Origin of the sequence: Loktanella sp. R86503, from assembly GCF_042466455.1 — a bacterium.
GTDB lineage: Bacteria > Pseudomonadota > Alphaproteobacteria > Rhodobacterales > Rhodobacteraceae > Loktanella.
Genome location: NZ_JAXHCI010000002.1, coordinates 851,735 through 866,205 on the forward strand (window position 1 = coordinate 851,735; position 14,471 = coordinate 866,205).

Below are 14,471 nucleotides of genomic sequence, written 5' to 3' on the forward strand. Positions count from 1 at the left end.
GGTTGTTTCGCTGCCTGCATCAGTCCTTGGCAAAACCCCCTTATTGTCAGGCCATCGCCCCAGTCCTGCCGCGATTGGCATCCAAAACGTATCAAGAGATTTGAAGCGTTAGGACATTGGCATGGATCGCCTTACCGAAATGGAAGCCTTTGCCACCGTTGTGGATCAGGGCGGTTTTACTGACGCAGCCAAGAAAATGGGGATTTCCAAATCCGCCGTTTCCAAACACGTCTCCTCGCTCGAGGCACGCTTGGGCGCACGTCTGTTGAACCGCACGACCCGCCGCGTCAGCCCTACGGAAATTGGCCTTGCCTATTATGACCGCGCCCGCCGCGTGCTGAACGACGCAGGAGAGGCGGACGCCCTTGTCACGTCCATGCAATCCGCGCCGTCCGGTCTGCTGCGCATTTCGGTCGCGACGGATTTCGGCGTCAATCATTTGTCGCCGGTGCTGGGGGATTTCCTGTCGGAATTTCCCGATATCACCGTGAACATGGTGCTGAATAACCGCTTTGTTGAACTGATCTCTGAAGGCTTCGACATGGCGATCCGGATTGGAGAGCTGGAAGACAGCACCCTGCGTGCCCGCAAGCTGACCGACACCACGCGGCGGATGATCGCCTCTCCGGGGTATTTTGAAAAGCATGGCCGCCCTGAAAAGATCGACGATCTGAACGATCACAAGCTGCTGCACTATTCCAACGCTGCGAACTCTGCCGTGTGGAAGCTGACCGCGCCGTCAGGCGAAAAGCGCCAGGTGCGCACCGCAGGCTGGCTGACCGTGAACGACGGACAATCCTTGCTGAACGCCTGCGTTGGCGGGCTTGGCATCGCTTACCTGCCCAGCTTTCTTTATGGCGACGCGCTGGCCAAGGGGCTGGTCGAGGAAGCCATTCCCGATCTGCCCGTTGAAACTCAGGGCATCTATGCGGTCTATCCGCCGGGCCGTTTCACCCAGCCCAAGGTCCGCGCCTTCATCGATTTTCTGGTTCACGCCTTCGCCGACAAAGGTCCCGAAGCCTGGTAACCACACCCCTCTTTCTGCCCCGGAGCGTCCCGCTCCTACCTTGCGCGGCCCCTTGCGGGCCGCGTTTTTTCTTTGCAGGGGCGGCGCAGAATGCTTTGATGCAGGCAATCAAAAGGAAGCCTGCCATGTCCGATTTTCCAACCCGCATTGATTACGTCGAACTATCCTCGCCCAAGCTCGAAGAAACGCAGGCGTTCTTGTCGAAAGCCTTTGGCTGGTCATTTATCGATTATGGTCCCGATTATCGCGATGTGCAGGATGCAGGTCTTGGTGGCGGCATCGAACGGGGCGATACGCGCGCGCCGCTGGTGATCCTTTATGCACACGATCTGGAATCCGCTTTGGCCCGTGTGAAAGACGCAGGCGCAACCATCACGAAAGAAATTTTTACATTTCCGGGGGGCCGCCGGTTTCAGTTCCTCGAACCGGGCGGCACGGAAATGGGGATCTGGACAAAGCTTTAGTCAATCGGCCCGGTTACAACCGCCTCGACCCGGCGGTTCGCCTCTCGCCCCTCGGGCGTCAGGTTACTGGCAATGGGCGCCAGATACCCCATGCCTGCAGGCGTCAGCCGTGCGCGGGGGGCACCATAGTCGGCAACAAGACGTTCAATCACTGCGGCTGCCCGTTGCTTTGAAATGGCGATATTGCCATCAAGGCTGCCGCTGCTGTCGGTATGGCCAACGATACTGACCGTGTGTTCGGGGTTTTGCGCCATGTAATCCGCCAGCGCCCGCAAGGCAGGCATGTCGGTGTCCATCAAAGCGACAGCGCCGGTTTCAAAGGCAACGCCGTCCAGCAGGGCATGCCCTGTATCCATCAGCGCCTGAGCCAAGTCGCCCGCCTGTGCCTGTGCCGGTACGGCGGCACGGGCCGTGGGGGCGTCGGCGGTGGTCAGGGCAGGGGCATCTGCCCCGGTGGGCACAACGCGGATGATCTGGACAAATCCTGCTTGCGGGGTGCGGCTGACCATCAGGCTGACGGCACGCAGGCCGTCATCGCCTTGTCGGATTGCAGACAAAAAGCGGTAATCGTTCAGGTCCACCTGCATCGCGGGCGCGGGCGCAACCGGCGTGCCAAAGCGGAAATCGAAACCGCCACAGTTTAAGGTGTCACATTCGAAAATCACCTCGTACCCCGCCGCGCGTAGCTGGTCGCGCAGGGGGCGCATCAGTTGCAGGCTGGCCAGACCGGTCGCCGCAACGCGCCAGACTTGCCGCGTCATCGCGCCTTCGACCATGCGGGTCGGCACGGCGGTGCCGTCCCATGCGCCCGTGGGCAGGGGATAGCTGTCCAGCGGCACGTTTTTCTCAACCTCGATCGCGGCGTTGCCGGGCAGGGTCAACACCTGCGCGGACAAGGCACCGGGCCACAGCAGGACCAGGGAAAGCCACCGGATCATCGTGCCTGCGCGTGGTATTCGGGGGTGGGCCGCATATCGGTGGCGGATAAGGCAAGCTTGGTCATGTTGAAAAAGGCCCCGCCCGATGCGGCGTGCCAGACGGCCCCGTCGTCAGCCGGTCCACCTGCGACAAATTTAGGGCTGCCGGGCGGCCTGTTACGGTGTCGATCATGAACTCTCCTGCGGGGCAGCGCGGTAATGGTAGCGGCCAGCTTCGCCCAAGCCGAGCCCTGCGTAAAGGGCGTTGGCACCCCCGTTGGCGGCGGTCACCAGGAGCGCGAACTGATCTGCCCCTTGCCGCTGTGCCCAGCGGGCGGCGGCGCGGGTCAGGTGGCGGGCAAGCCCCTTGCGGCGATGATCCGGCGCGATATCCAGCGCGTGCAGCATCGCCGTGCCATCATGGATTGCAACGAACAGCGTGCCCGCGGGCCGGTCGTCGATCCGCCCAAAAAGCGTGGTTTTCGGCCCCTGCACCCGGTCCATGATCGCTAGCCTTGCGGGGCCAACGCCGCAGCCCGCCCAGATATCGCGCTGCGCGGCCAGCGGCGGCCAGACGGTAAAGGCGGTGACGGGGGGCACGGCATCGGCGGTCAGTGCGGCAACAGGGCAGGCGCGGATCAGGGTTTCGTCCCGCTTGATATAGCCAGCGTCCGCCAGCAGCGCGTCCAAGGCATCCTCGCCGGGGCGGACCATAAACAGCGCCTCTTGCCCCGCTGCGCGCATGGTATCTGCCGCGACGCTGATGTCTTGCGCACGAACAGGTCCATTTGCGGTCGCTGCACTGACGCGGTTGCCGCCACCCGCGCCGCTGCGCAGGGTCCAGGGGCCGACCTGCCGCACCGCAGCGGCAGGCCAAGTGGCGTCAATCACCGCGCCCCAGTCGGTCATGCGGGAAACAGGGCCTGCAACTGGGCCATTGCCGCTGACACGCGGGCCTGATCGGTGCCGCGAATAACGATATTGGTGCCATAGATCCCGTCCTTTTGGAACGGGTATGACCCGAGCGACAGGTCAGGATGATCCGCCGCGATCTGCGCCAAGGGGGCGGCCACGTCGCCTTCACCGCGCATAATTCGCCAGTTTTCTGACAACAGCGGTGCACCATGCGCCAGCTTGCTGATGACACTTGCCACCATCGCCTCGAACACGGACGGCACGCCGGCCATGACGTTGACGTTCTTGATGGTAAAGCCCGGTGCGGTGCTGACGGGATTGTCGATCAGGGCCGCGCCGTCGGGAATACGCGCCATGCGCAAACGCGCTTCGTTCAGGGTCGTGCCAGCGCGGTCGTAATGCGCCTGAAGCAGCGCGCGGGCATCATCGCGCACGCTGACATGCGCGCCAAAGGCCGCGCCGATGGCATCCGCTGTAATGTCGTCATGCGTTGGCCCGATGCCGCCGCTGGTAAACACGTGATCATAGGCGTCAGACAACGCCTTTACGGCCGCGATGATGGCAGGCTGATCGTCACTGACGACGCGGGCCTCTTTCAGGTCGATGCCGACTTCGGTCAGCGCCTTGGCCAGATAGTTAGTGTTTGAATCGCGCGTGCGGCCTGACAGGATCTCGTCTCCGATGACCAACATGGCGGCGGTGGGGTTTGACATGGACTTCTCCTTGGGTTCGCCTATTGGTATAGCCCGCCGCATGGACTTTGCCACGCCCTTGATCCCTGCCACACTGATCCGCCGCTACAAACGGTTTCTGGCGGATTGCATCCTGCCGGACGGCCGCGAAGTCACGGCCCATATCCCCAATCCCGGCGCGATGACCGGCACCGCTGTGCCTGGCAGCCGCATCTGGCTGGAACCGAACGACAACCCGCGCACCAAGCTGGATTACGGCTGGCGCCTGCTGGAACTGGGGGGCGATTTCGTTTGCGTCGATACCGCGCTGCCCAACCGCATCGTCGGTGAAGGTTTGCGGGCGGGAAAGGTTCCGGGGCTGGAAGGCTATACCGAGGTCAGATCAGAAGTGCCCTACGCTGAAAAATCGCGAGTGGATTTCCTGCTGACGGGCGGCGGCCCCGATCTGTATCTGGAAGTCAAAAGCGCCAATTTCGCCCGCACCCCGCCACTGGTAGAGTTTCCCGACAGCAAAACCCTGCGCGGCGCGCGGCATATGGCTGATCTGGCGCAAATGGTGGCGCTGGGGCACCGCGCGATGGTGTTTTACCTGATCACCCGCACCGATTGCACCCGCGCCGGCATCGCCCGCGACATTGACCCGGCCTATGGCGCAGCCTTTGACGCCGCCCGCGCAGCAGGGGTGGAGGTGCTGGCAATGGATTGCAATATCACCCCGCAGGGCATCACATTAGGCGAAGTGCGCAGCGTGAATCCCTGACGGGGTGGCCGTGCGGCATAAAAAGCCCTATGTGGGCGATAGACAGCAAGTACAGGTATGACGCGATGACCGACACCACACAACTCACCCGCGACGGCATCCGGCTGCACGCGCTTTCGGACTTTGGCGGCATGAACCGCGCAGGACGCCTTGCCGCGCAAATCCTTGACGATATTGCCGATCACGTCGTGGTCGGCCAGACAACAAGCAAGCTGGACCAGCTGATTACCGAATGGGTAGAGCAGGCAGGCGCGACCTCTGCCACCATCGGGTATCGCGGCTATCAGCACGCTAGCTGCATTTCGGTAAACCACGTCGTGTGCCACGGCATCCCCGGCGCGCCGATCCCCAAGGCCAAAGACGAGACGATTTCCAAAAACCTTGAAAAGCGCCGCGACGACGACAAGCTGAAAGACGGCGATATCCTGAACATCGACGTCACCGTCATCGTCGATGGCTGGTACGGCGACACCAGCCGCATGTATGTCGCCGGAACCGCGTCGCCCAAAGCGGCCCGCTTGATCGAGGTGACGCATGACTGCCTGATGCTTGCGATCGAGGCGGCAAAGCCCGGCAATACCTTTGGCGATATCGGCCATGCGATCCAAGCCTACGCCGAATCCCAGCGCTGTTCGGTTGTGCGCGATTTCTGCGGTCACGGCCTTGGCCGCGTATTCCATGCGCCGCCGAACGTGCTGCACTATGGCCGCGCTGGTACCGGCCCCGTGCTGGAAGAAGGCATGTTTTTCACGATCGAGCCGATGATCAACCTTGGCCGCCCCGAAACGCAGGTGCTGATCGACGACTGGACCGCTGTGACCTTCGACAAGTCGCTGTCTGCTCAATTTGAACATTCCATCGGCATCACCGCGCAGGGCTGTGAAATCTTTACGACCTCGCCAGCTGGCCGGTTCTACCCGACACAATCGGAATGAAGTTCCTGCGCCGGTCCAATCTGGCGCTATTGGTGATCAAGGCGTAGCTGATCAAACCCTGCAGGCGGAGGGTTTGGTGCTGCCTTGCGGGGGCAGGGTATGGGCGGCGGGCGGGGCGCCAAAAGTACAAAATCCGCAATCTTACTTGCAATTCATTCGCAACTGGCCCATATGTTAGGCACCACTAGCGGTGGCCCCCCCGACATCACCAATTCAAGGATGCAGTTATGCACCAGTCTTTTGCTGCCGCTTTTGCGGCCACGCTTGCCCTGTCCACACCCCTTGCCGCGCAAGAGGTCACGCTGCGCTTCCAGCACTTCGTATCCCCCGCCAGCGCAAACCCGACCTATTTCATGCAGCCTTGGGTCGACGCGGTTCAGGAACAGTCGAATGGCCGCATCAAGGTTGAGCTTTATCCCTTCATGCAGCTTGGCGGGTCCGCGACCAGCCAGTATGACCTGATCCGCGATGGTGCCATCGACGGCGGCTGGATCATCCCATCGTATGAACCGGGCCGTTTCCCCGAAGCCGAGGCGCTGGAACTGCCCTTTATGACGCCTAAATCGGGCGAAGAGGCGTCGGATGCGGCCTGGCACTATACGCAAAAGCATCTGATGGATGACTTCGCCGACATCCACCTGATCGCAGCCCATATGCATGGCCCCGGCATCATTCACAAAAAAGGCGCAGCGCCCATCACGGTCGAAGAAATGGCTGGCGTCAAGCTGCGCGGCCCCTCGCGTCCTGCCACGGACCTGCTGACCGCCATGGGCGCACTGCCCGTCGGCATGCCGGTCCCGTCCTTCACCGAGGCGCTGTCGCGCGGCGTGGTCGATGGCGGTGTGATCACATGGGAAATGGCCCCCAGCCTGAAACTGGACGAGCTAACGGACAGCCACACCGACGTCGCCGGCGATGACGCGCTGTATAACCTGTATTTCCTGTGGGCGATGAACAAGGACGTCTATGACGCGATGCCTGCCGATTTGCAGGCCGTGATCGACGCCAATTCCGGCCTGATGGCCAGCCGCTGGGCCGGCAAGGCGCATGACATCGGCGACGCCGAAGGCCGCATGGTGATGGAAGATGCCGGCAACGAAATTGCCGTGCTGTCGCCCGAAGAAACAGACCGCATCAAGGCGCTGGGCGAGGATGTGCGCGCAACCTGGATCGCCGACATGGACGCCAAAGGCTTTGACGGCGCGGCCTTGGTTCAGGACGCCACTGACGCCATGACAGCCGCGCGCGGCACAGCGACAGAGTAATGCAAACATGCGCCGCCCGTGTCTTGCGGGCGGCGCTTTTCTACAGGTTCAGCGCCGCTGTAATCTGATCTATATGCGTCACGGGCACTGCCGCATGGCCACCCGCGCGCGCAGCGCCGCCTTCAGCGACATAGGCGAAACAGTTGCATCCCGCTGCAGCCGCTGCATCCCAACCCGCAGGCATATCGTCGATCATCCACGTTGCCACTGGCGCGGCACCTGCCACATTCATGGCGTGCAGCAACATCGCGGGGGCGGGTTTGGGCGCATAATCGTGGCCCGAATAAATCCGCCCGGCAAAGCGGTCCAGCAGGCCAGACGGCGTCAATGACACCTTCATCTTGGCCAGCGGCCCGTTCGACGCGATGGCCGTCGGGATCCCTGCGCCGTCAAGCTTGTCCAGCAGATCCACCACGCCGGGCATCACATCAACGCCAAGCGCGAGCGCTGCAAACACCTCGTCATAGGTCTGGTCGAGCCAGTTGCCGGGCAGGTCCGCACCCATGCGCCGGGCCTCTTCACCGATGCCCATCAGGGTGCCGCCGCCAAACATTTTGTGCACCATGTCGGGCGCTATGGTCAGCCCATAGCGCGAAAGGTTGGCCGAGATGACGCGGTCCGTCGTCGGCTCTGTGTCCACCAGCACGCCATCGCAATCGAAAATTACCAGCTCGGGTGTCATATCGCCTCCAGCAGCGTAATCCATGTGTCGCCATAGCGACGTGTATCAAGCGATTTAAACCCTTGCGGCGCGATCTGGGCGCTGCGTTCCTCCCAGACCACGACCGTGCCCGCTGCGATCCAACCCGCCGTGCGCGCTGCGCGCAGGGCAGGCAGACCAAGGTTCTGGTCATAGGGTGGATCAAGGAACACCAGTCCGCACACTTCGCCCTTTGGCAAAGTATCGGCGCGGCAGCGCAGGACGGTGCAATCCGTCCCGCGCTTTACCCTGGCGATATTGCCTGCGATCAGTCCCTGCGCGACCTTGCCATCATCCACGAATGTGACGTGGGATGCACCCCGCGACAGAGCCTCTAGCCCCAGCGCGCCGGTGCCTGCGAACAGATCCAGCACCCGTGTGCCCCGGACCGGATCGCCAAAGCGCCCGCCTTGCAGCACGTTGAACAGGCTTTCGCGCACGCGGTCCGTGGTGGGGCGCAGATGCGCGCCTGCGTCGCCTGCGCCGACGGGAACCAGCGCCGTGCCGCGGTGTGTGCCTGCGATGATCCTCATGCGCGCAGCAAGGCCTTCATGTCAGTAGCCGGATCGATCACGACGCTTGGCGCAGGGCTGATGCCGGCTTCGATCAGGCGCTTGCCGACCATGTAATTGCGCACGTCCGACATGGCGTCGATGGCGATCAACTGATCGCCCTTGTAATACCAATGCGACCGGGCCGGCCCGTCACCCGGTTTGACATAGACGTTCGTATAGCCGGTGTTCAGCCCCGCAATTTGCAGTTTGACGTCATACTGATCCGACCAAAACCACGCCGCAGGCTGATAGGTCACACCATGCCCCAGCAGGTTTTGCGCAACGATTTCCGCCTGATCAATCGCGTTGCCCACGCTTTCGATCCGCACGCGTCCACCGGAAACGGGCGTCGATGCGCAATCGCCCGCCGCCCAGATATGCGGATCCGAAGTGCGGCCATGGGCGTCGCAGGCGATGCCGTTATCCAGCGTCAGCCCGGCCCCGTCTGCCAGTTCCGTCGCCGGCGCAATCCCGACGCCGACCACGGCAAAGTCGATCTCCAGCACGGTGCCATCCGCCAGTTCGGCCCCCGTGACCGCACCGTCGCCTGTCAGCCGTACAAGGCCGGTGCCTTCGCGGATATCGACACCGTGGCTGCGATGCAGGTCGCGGAAATAGTCAGATGTTTCGGGGCAGGCGACGCGCTGCAAGATACGCTCTGCCGCCTCAACCAGCGTGACCTTGACGCCGCGCTTGGCCGCCACGGCTGCCGCCTCTAGCCCGATATAGCCGCCGCCGACGATCAGACAGCGCGCGCCTTGCTTGAAATGCGGCGCCATCGCATCCGCATCCGCCAGGTCGCGCACCGCAAAGACATGATCCAGATCACCGCCAATGCTTGCGGGCAGGGTGCGCGGCCATGCGCCGGTGGTCAGCACCAGATCGTCGTAGTCCAGCACATCGCCGCTGCTGAGTGTAACCTGACGCGCCGCCGCATCCACGTCGACAGCCCGCGTGCCAAGCCGCAAGGTCACGCCGTTGTCGCCGTACCACGCCGCTGGCCGGAAAAAGAGCCGGTCCTGCGCCATGTCGCCCAGTAGATATGCCTTGGACAGGGGGGGGCGCTGATAGGGGGCATGCGGTTCTGCACTGACCAGCGTGATGCCAGTGGTCACGCCCTGCGCCACCAGCTTGCTAATCAAGGCGGCCGCCGCCTGACCGCCGCCGATCACCAAAATCCTGCGCATATCGTGACTTCCTTCTGCTGGCCCTGTCGCTGCGCACCCTATATGCCTATGCGTGACAGAGGCAATTCAGATAGGGAAACGCTTTATGACGATTACAACAGGCGACACGCTGCCGGATGCCAGCGTTCTGACGATGACCCCGGACGGACCGAAATCCGTTGAAATTGCAGGCAAGCTGAAAGGCCGCACTGTCGTGATCTTTGGCCTGCCCGGTGCCTATACCGGAACCTGCACCACGGCCCATGTGCCCAGCTTTATCCGCACGATGCCCCAACTGATGGACAAGGGCGTGGACGAGGTGATCTGCATTGCCGTCAACGATCCATTCGTGATGAAGGCCTGGGGCGATGCCACCGGCGCGATCGACGCTGGTATTACCATGCTGGCCGATGCCGAGGCGACGTTCACCAAAGCCATCGGCATGGACTTTTCCGCGCCGCCCGTCGGCTTTGTGAACCGGTCCAAGCGTTATGCGATGCTGGTGAAGGACGGTGTTGTCACCATCCTGAACGAAGAGCCAAGCCCGGGTCAGTGCGATATTTCTGGCGGGGAAACCCTGCTGGACGCCATGGACTAAGCCTGGGATACAAAGCTCGCCGATGGGGCCGCGCTATGTGCGGCCCTGTCGTGCCAGCGGCAGATCGCGAAAATCAGTGACAGGGCAAAGCCGAGTTCCAGAATTTCCTCGATCGCGGTCCAAATCGCGGATTCCGCATGCGGTAGCGCCACACCGATCGCCGCCAGTTGCCGGTCAGCACCATCGACCAGCACCGATGCAACGGCAAAGGTAACGCCCGCGACAATGGACCAAGCCCAGCCTTGGCGCCGCCACAGCCCCGACAGCAGCGGCCGTGTGCCGCGTACCATAAGCAAAACCAGCGTCAGCAAAATGCCGGACATGGCCGCGGCTGATACAGCCTTTTGCCACAGCGGCACGGGGCTGGTGAAAATGCGCGTCTGCAATACACCCGGCGTGAAAAATGCATTGTGGAAATCCAGCTCGCGCAGACAAAACAGGACAAAGACGACGGGAATGGGCCACCATTTTCCCAGCGCCCCTTTTGGCATCCATGCTACAGACAGCACAGCCCCCAGTGCAAAGACCATCAGCCCGGCCAATTCCACCAGCCCGCTTTCGGCCGTAAAGGTCTGTTTCCATCCAACCATCAAGCTGGAGACAGCCAAACCAAGGCTGATGAAAATGCAAAGCAGGTGAAATAGACGCATTGGTTTCGTTCTTTGAATAAGGCCATGGATCACGGGCGCACTAGTCCTTGCGATGACCGCACAGGATATGATCTGCACATCCGGATCGTTTGCAGGTAGGAGCGCAGAGCCTGCAGGGCCAGTGTCCCGTCACGTCAGTTCGCATCACCAACCCGTGACAAGCACCAGAAATGAAAAGGGACCGTGCATCGCACGGCCCCCTTTTTCGGCGCAAAAAATTGCGTCAGTCGTCGGTCTTGGCCATGACCATTGTACGGGTCGGGAAGGGAATATCGACGCCTGCGGCATCCAGCGCCTCTTTGACCTTGCGGGTCATGTCGGCCTGATACTGGAAATACTCTGCACGGTCACACCAGACGCGGACCAGAAAATCGACCGAGGAATCGTTCAGGTTGCTAACCTGAATGAACGGCTCCGGATCGGACAGGCTGCGCGGATCGGCCATGATTGTGTCGATGATCGTTTGTTCGGCGACGGCCAGATTGGCACCATAGCCGACCCCAATTGTCCATTCCGCCCGGCGCTGCGGATAGACAGAGTAGTTGACGATCGTGTTGCCCCAAACTTCAGAGTTCGGGATGATGATCTGCACATTTCCGACGCTGGCCATTTCAATGTAGTTCAGGTTAATCGCCTTTACCGTGCCGCTTTGGTCATCAATGGTGACAAAGTCGCCCAACTTGATGGGCCGGAAAAAGATGATCATTACACCGGCAGCGATATTGGACAGCGTCCCTTGCAGCGCCAGACCGATTGCCAAACTGGCTGCACCGATGATGGCGACAACGCTGGTCGTCTGTACGCCAAAGGTGTTGAGCACGAACAGAAACGAAAAGCCGATGATGATATAGCGAACGATATTGCCCAAAAAGATGAACAGCGTCTCGTCCAGATGCTTGTGCTTGCGGCCGATATTTTCCACCCGGCGAGAGACCCAGCCGCCGACGGAAAAGCCGATGATCAGGATGATAATCGCTGTCAGCACCGACCCCACGGCAGAGGCGATGAATTCGATCGTCAGCACATCCATGATCGATGTGCCGTTGATGATGGGCGTATTCAGCAGGTTTTCCATTTAACTCTCCGCCAGTTGGTCCATGAGGGCCGCCAGCTTGGCGTCAAGAACGGTCAACCCGTCCGCATCATGTGTGGTCAATGCGACCTCTACAGTTTTGTAAACGTTGGACCATTCGGGGTGATGGTTCAGCTTTTCCGCGTGGATGGCGACTTTTGTCATCCAACCAAAGGCCTGCACGAAATTCTTGAATTCGAATGTCTTGGTGATGGCGTCGCCGTCATCGGACAAAACCCAGCCCGCTGCCTGAAGCGGCGCGATGTCGTCTTGGGTCAGTTTGTCGGTCATTGCTGTTCCTTTCGTGTGTCGCGCTTGAACGGGCCGTAGGCGGTCAGCACTTCGATTTCTTCGTCCACCGCGCGGGTTTCCGCGACCAAGTAACGCGCAATCGCGTCACGGAAAGCTAAATCCCTGATCCAGTGCAAGGAATGGGTCGCAACCGGCAGATATCCTCGGGCCAATTTGTGTTCGCCCTGCGCACCGGCCTCGACCCGGGATAGGTTGTTTTCTATCGCATAATCAATGGCTTGATAATAGCACAATTCAAAGTGCAGGGACGGATGGTATTCCGTGCTGCCCCAGTAGCGGCCAAAAAGCGTATCGCGCCCGATAAAGTTCAGCGCACCCGCCACAGGGCGGCCATCCTCCTCTGCCAGCACCAGCAACATGTCATCGCGCAGCGTATCCTGCGCGCGGTCAAAGAACGCCCGCGTCAGATAAGGAGTGCCCCATTTACGGTTGCCGGTGTCCTGATAGAATTGCCAGAACGCATCCCAATGTGCGGGCTGGATGGCTTCGCCCGTCAGCGCAAGGATTTGTCCGCCAAAGCCCTGCGCCTCTGCCCGTTCGCGGCGAATGTTCTTGCGTTTGCGGCTGGAAAGCTCGGCCAGAAACCCGTCGAAATTGGCGTAATCGCGATTCACCCAGTGAAACTGCTGCCCCACGCGGGACATCAGGCCCATTTCTGCACCCGCCAAGGCTTCGTCTTCGGTGCAAAAGGTGATGTGCAGCGACGACAGTTCGTTGTCGGATGCGACCTGCACCGCGCCTTGGATCAACGCAGACATGCCCAGCGCCTCGAACCCCGGCCGGGTCAGGAAACGGCGGCCTGTGGCAGGGGTAAATGGCACAGCGATCTGCAGCTTGGGGTAATAATCGCCGCCGGCGTTTTCATAGGCCTGCGCCCAGTTGAAATCAAAAATGTATTCGCCCTGGCTGTGACCTTTGGCATACATGGGCGCACAGGCAATGACTTGCCCGTCCGCCCGCGCGACCAGATAGCGGGGCTGCCAACCTGACCTGCCACCAACTGAACCGCTATCTTCCAGCGCTTTTAAAAAGCGATAGGTTGTAAAGGGATCTATGGGTCGCCCTGCGCCCGGACTGGCGCAGGCGTCCCAGTCGCTGGCGGAAATGTCGGCCAGCGACGGGTGCAGGGTAATTTCAATCGCAGGGGTGTTCATGTCGCCTTAACTGGTGGCAAAGCGCCGGGGGTCAAGCGTCATATCCCTCGAACGTGATGTTGTCGGCATATTGCCGGGCGGCGGTTGCGGCTTCGGCTGACCGGATCGTCCAGCACAGCACGGCTGCCCCGCGGGTGCGCAGCTCTGCCACGCGGGGGTGATCCAGTTCCTTGTGGTAATGACTGATAAAGCTGGCCCCGACATGATCGTAATCCGGAATCAGGCTTAGCCGTTCCAAGGTCGGCTGGGCAATCGTCGGCCAATCGGTCGGGTTGAACGACCCTGTCGTCAGGCCGCGCGGCACATCCGGCAACAGCCGCGCCATTTCGGCCATGGCGTGCGGGTTAAACGACATCACCGCGACGGGGCCTTTGTAGGACTCCAGCATTTGCGCCACGGCCTTGCCCATCGGGCCGGTATTGGGGCCAAGGCTGCCGTCCTGATCCTTCAGCTCGATCAGCAAGGGAACGCGGCCTGCGACCAGTTCCAGCACCTGCGCCAGTGTCGGAATTGTCGTGCTGTCGCCCATCAGCGGGATCATCGCCAACTGCGCCGAGGAACGCTGCGCCACCGGACCCTGTTCGATGGTCAGCCGCCGCAGGTCATAGTCGTGAAACACCATCGGCACGCCGTCGCTGGCCATCTGCACATCGATTTCGATGCCGTAACCATGCGTGATGGCGGATTTGATCGCCGTCAGGCTGTTTTCCACACGCCTATGCGCCTTGTCGTGATGGGCGCGGTGGGCCAGCGGACGGGCCAAAAAGGACTTTGGCAGCATTAGGCGATCTCGAACACGGCTTCGATTTCGACCATGACGCCCATCGGCAACCCGGCCACACCCACGGCAGAGCGGGCGTGGTGCCCTTTTTCGCCCAGCGCTGCGACCAGAAAATCGCTGGCCCCGTTGATGACCTTGGGCTGGTCGGTAAAGTCAGGGGTGCAGTTGACCATGCCGACCAGTTTGACGACGCGCACAAGACGGTCCAGATCGCCGCCGCAGGCTTTTTTCAACTGCGCCAGCAGGCTGATCGCACAGGCCTTGGCCGCCGCCGCGCCGGTGTCGATATCGACGCCGTCGCCTAGTTTGCCCACCATCAGGCCATCCGGACCCTGCGAAATCTGGCCGGACACCCAGACCTGATTGCCGGTCTGGACAAAGGGGACGTAGTTCGCCGCAGGGGCAGGGGCGTCCGGCAGTGTCACACCCATTTCGGTCAGCTTGGTTTCGATCATGCTCATGGCTTCGGCCCTTGTCTGATGAATTTGCCAGACCCTAGGCCGCAGCGC

The 14,471-nt window shown here is 61.4% G+C and carries 18 protein-coding genes; 6 read left to right on the plus strand and 12 right to left on the minus strand.

The genetic code is table 11. The annotated features are described in order from the left end of the window. Positions 1-121: 121 nt before the first annotated feature. Positions 122-1,027 carry a LysR family transcriptional regulator gene (locus SJY10_RS05125; protein ID WP_386680160.1) on the plus strand — a complete coding sequence of 302 codons (906 nt, stop codon included), beginning with the start codon at positions 122-124 and terminating at the stop codon, positions 1,025-1,027. 125 nt (positions 1,028-1,152) lie between these two features. Further along, positions 1,153-1,491 (plus strand): VOC family protein, encoded by a 339-nt coding sequence (locus SJY10_RS05130; protein WP_386680162.1) that lies wholly within the window; start codon positions 1,153-1,155, stop codon positions 1,489-1,491. Here SJY10_RS05130 and SJY10_RS05135 read toward each other — a convergent pair. The 3 genes from SJY10_RS05135 to SJY10_RS05145 form a co-directional block, all read right to left on the minus strand. After that, entirely contained in the window at positions 1,488-2,429 is a 942-nt protein-coding gene (locus SJY10_RS05135; protein ID WP_386680164.1) for an OmpA family protein, read from the minus strand. The genes SJY10_RS05130 and SJY10_RS05135 overlap by 4 nt on opposite strands. Positions 2,430-2,597: 168 nt before the next feature. Further along, positions 2,598-3,317, minus strand: a complete 720-nt coding sequence (locus tag SJY10_RS05140; protein WP_386680166.1) for a GNAT family N-acetyltransferase — start codon at positions 3,315-3,317, stop codon at positions 2,598-2,600. Then, positions 3,314-4,036 (minus strand): competence/damage-inducible protein A, encoded by a 723-nt coding sequence (locus SJY10_RS05145; RefSeq protein WP_386680168.1) that lies wholly within the window; start codon positions 4,034-4,036, stop codon positions 3,314-3,316. The genes SJY10_RS05140 and SJY10_RS05145 overlap by 4 nt, the downstream gene beginning before the upstream one ends. Here SJY10_RS05145 and sfsA point away from each other — a divergent pair. The 3 genes from sfsA (at position 4,005) to SJY10_RS05160 (ending at position 6,975) form a co-directional block, all read left to right on the plus strand. Further along, complete coding sequence (gene sfsA, locus SJY10_RS05150) at positions 4,005-4,775, plus strand: DNA/RNA nuclease SfsA (RefSeq protein ID WP_386680170.1); 771 nt, start codon at positions 4,005-4,007, stop codon at positions 4,773-4,775. The two genes, SJY10_RS05145 and sfsA, sit on opposite strands and share 32 nt — an antisense overlap. Positions 4,776-4,840: 65 nt before the next feature. Next, on the plus strand, positions 4,841-5,710 hold the full coding sequence (gene map / locus SJY10_RS05155) for a type I methionyl aminopeptidase (protein WP_386680172.1): 870 nt from the start codon (positions 4,841-4,843) through the stop codon (positions 5,708-5,710). A gap of 227 nt (positions 5,711-5,937) precedes the next feature. After that, entirely contained in the window at positions 5,938-6,975 is a 1,038-nt protein-coding gene (locus SJY10_RS05160; protein WP_386680174.1) for a TRAP transporter substrate-binding protein, read from the plus strand. A gap of 40 nt (positions 6,976-7,015) precedes the next feature. Here the strand turns inward: SJY10_RS05160 and SJY10_RS05165 are convergent, their stop codons facing one another. Genes SJY10_RS05165 through SJY10_RS05175 form a run of 3 tightly spaced genes read right to left on the minus strand, consistent with a single transcriptional unit; the run spans position 7,016 to position 9,416 of the window. Then, positions 7,016-7,657: an HAD family hydrolase gene (locus SJY10_RS05165; protein ID WP_386680176.1), complete on the minus strand. Its 642-nt coding sequence runs from the start codon at positions 7,655-7,657 to the stop codon at positions 7,016-7,018. Further along, complete coding sequence (gene rsmD / locus SJY10_RS05170) at positions 7,654-8,208, minus strand: 16S rRNA (guanine(966)-N(2))-methyltransferase RsmD (RefSeq protein ID WP_386680178.1); 555 nt, start codon at positions 8,206-8,208, stop codon at positions 7,654-7,656. Before rsmD ends, SJY10_RS05165 begins: the two co-directional genes overlap by 4 nt. Continuing rightward, complete coding sequence (locus SJY10_RS05175) at positions 8,205-9,416, minus strand: NAD(P)/FAD-dependent oxidoreductase (RefSeq protein WP_386680180.1); 1,212 nt, start codon at positions 9,414-9,416, stop codon at positions 8,205-8,207. The genes rsmD and SJY10_RS05175 overlap by 4 nt, the downstream gene beginning before the upstream one ends. Positions 9,417-9,501: 85 nt before the next feature. Here SJY10_RS05175 and SJY10_RS05180 point away from each other — a divergent pair, with 85 nt between their 5' ends. Then, positions 9,502-9,993, plus strand: coding sequence for a peroxiredoxin (locus SJY10_RS05180; protein WP_386680182.1), 492 nt, complete (start codon positions 9,502-9,504; stop codon positions 9,991-9,993). Here SJY10_RS05180 and SJY10_RS05185 read toward each other — a convergent pair. The 6 genes from SJY10_RS05185 to SJY10_RS05210 form a co-directional block, all read right to left on the minus strand. Further along, positions 9,990-10,643 carry a hypothetical protein gene (locus tag SJY10_RS05185; RefSeq protein WP_386680184.1) on the minus strand — a complete coding sequence of 218 codons (654 nt, stop codon included), beginning with the start codon at positions 10,641-10,643 and terminating at the stop codon, positions 9,990-9,992. The genes SJY10_RS05180 and SJY10_RS05185 overlap by 4 nt on opposite strands. A gap of 223 nt (positions 10,644-10,866) precedes the next feature. Then, positions 10,867-11,718: a mechanosensitive ion channel family protein gene (locus tag SJY10_RS05190; RefSeq protein ID WP_386680186.1), complete on the minus strand. Its 852-nt coding sequence runs from the start codon at positions 11,716-11,718 to the stop codon at positions 10,867-10,869. Next, positions 11,719-12,006: a 4a-hydroxytetrahydrobiopterin dehydratase gene (locus SJY10_RS05195; RefSeq protein ID WP_386680188.1), complete on the minus strand. Its 288-nt coding sequence runs from the start codon at positions 12,004-12,006 to the stop codon at positions 11,719-11,721. It lies immediately after the preceding gene. Continuing rightward, the gene (locus tag SJY10_RS05200) at positions 12,003-13,181 is read right to left on the minus strand and encodes a GNAT family N-acetyltransferase (protein ID WP_386680190.1); all 1,179 of its coding nucleotides are present in this window, start codon (positions 13,179-13,181) and stop codon (positions 12,003-12,005) included. The genes SJY10_RS05195 and SJY10_RS05200 overlap by 4 nt, the downstream gene beginning before the upstream one ends. 31 nt (positions 13,182-13,212) lie before the next feature. Beyond that, positions 13,213-13,962: a glycerophosphodiester phosphodiesterase family protein gene (locus SJY10_RS05205; protein WP_386680192.1), complete on the minus strand. Its 750-nt coding sequence runs from the start codon at positions 13,960-13,962 to the stop codon at positions 13,213-13,215. Then, positions 13,962-14,423 (minus strand): RidA family protein, encoded by a 462-nt coding sequence (locus SJY10_RS05210; RefSeq protein WP_386680194.1) that lies wholly within the window; start codon positions 14,421-14,423, stop codon positions 13,962-13,964. The genes SJY10_RS05205 and SJY10_RS05210 overlap by 1 nt, the downstream gene beginning before the upstream one ends. Between the last annotated feature and the right edge of the window lie 48 nt (positions 14,424-14,471).

What these genes read in the sequence shown, in the direction of transcription:
- map (WP_386680172.1), top strand. Translation starts at nt 4,841, where the DNA reads ATGACCGACACCACACAACTCACCCGCGACGGCATCCGGCTGCACGCG.
- SJY10_RS05180 (WP_386680182.1), top strand. Translation starts at nt 9,502, where the DNA reads ATGACGATTACAACAGGCGACACGCTGCCGGATGCCAGCGTTCTGACG.
- SJY10_RS05210 (WP_386680194.1), bottom strand. Translation starts at nt 14,423, where the DNA reads ATGAGCATGATCGAAACCAAGCTGACCGAAATGGGTGTGACACTGCCG.
- SJY10_RS05135 (WP_386680164.1), bottom strand. Translation starts at nt 2,429, where the DNA reads ATGATCCGGTGGCTTTCCCTGGTCCTGCTGTGGCCCGGTGCCTTGTCC.
- SJY10_RS05195 (WP_386680188.1), bottom strand. Translation starts at nt 12,006, where the DNA reads ATGACCGACAAACTGACCCAAGACGACATCGCGCCGCTTCAGGCAGCG.
- SJY10_RS05200 (WP_386680190.1), bottom strand. Translation starts at nt 13,181, where the DNA reads ATGAACACCCCTGCGATTGAAATTACCCTGCACCCGTCGCTGGCCGAC.
- SJY10_RS05190 (WP_386680186.1), bottom strand. Translation starts at nt 11,718, where the DNA reads ATGGAAAACCTGCTGAATACGCCCATCATCAACGGCACATCGATCATG.
- SJY10_RS05140 (WP_386680166.1), bottom strand. Translation starts at nt 3,317, where the DNA reads ATGACCGACTGGGGCGCGGTGATTGACGCCACTTGGCCTGCCGCTGCG.
- SJY10_RS05160 (WP_386680174.1), top strand. Translation starts at nt 5,938, where the DNA reads ATGCACCAGTCTTTTGCTGCCGCTTTTGCGGCCACGCTTGCCCTGTCC.
- SJY10_RS05165 (WP_386680176.1), bottom strand. Translation starts at nt 7,657, where the DNA reads ATGACACCCGAGCTGGTAATTTTCGATTGCGATGGCGTGCTGGTGGAC.
- SJY10_RS05175 (WP_386680180.1), bottom strand. Translation starts at nt 9,416, where the DNA reads ATGCGCAGGATTTTGGTGATCGGCGGCGGTCAGGCGGCGGCCGCCTTG.
- SJY10_RS05145 (WP_386680168.1), bottom strand. Translation starts at nt 4,036, where the DNA reads ATGTCAAACCCCACCGCCGCCATGTTGGTCATCGGAGACGAGATCCTG.
- sfsA (WP_386680170.1), top strand. Translation starts at nt 4,005, where the DNA reads ATGACCAACATGGCGGCGGTGGGGTTTGACATGGACTTCTCCTTGGGT.
- rsmD (WP_386680178.1), bottom strand. Translation starts at nt 8,208, where the DNA reads ATGAGGATCATCGCAGGCACACACCGCGGCACGGCGCTGGTTCCCGTC.
- SJY10_RS05130 (WP_386680162.1), top strand. Translation starts at nt 1,153, where the DNA reads ATGTCCGATTTTCCAACCCGCATTGATTACGTCGAACTATCCTCGCCC.
- SJY10_RS05205 (WP_386680192.1), bottom strand. Translation starts at nt 13,962, where the DNA reads ATGCTGCCAAAGTCCTTTTTGGCCCGTCCGCTGGCCCACCGCGCCCAT.
- SJY10_RS05125 (WP_386680160.1), top strand. Translation starts at nt 122, where the DNA reads ATGGATCGCCTTACCGAAATGGAAGCCTTTGCCACCGTTGTGGATCAG.
- SJY10_RS05185 (WP_386680184.1), bottom strand. Translation starts at nt 10,643, where the DNA reads ATGCGTCTATTTCACCTGCTTTGCATTTTCATCAGCCTTGGTTTGGCT.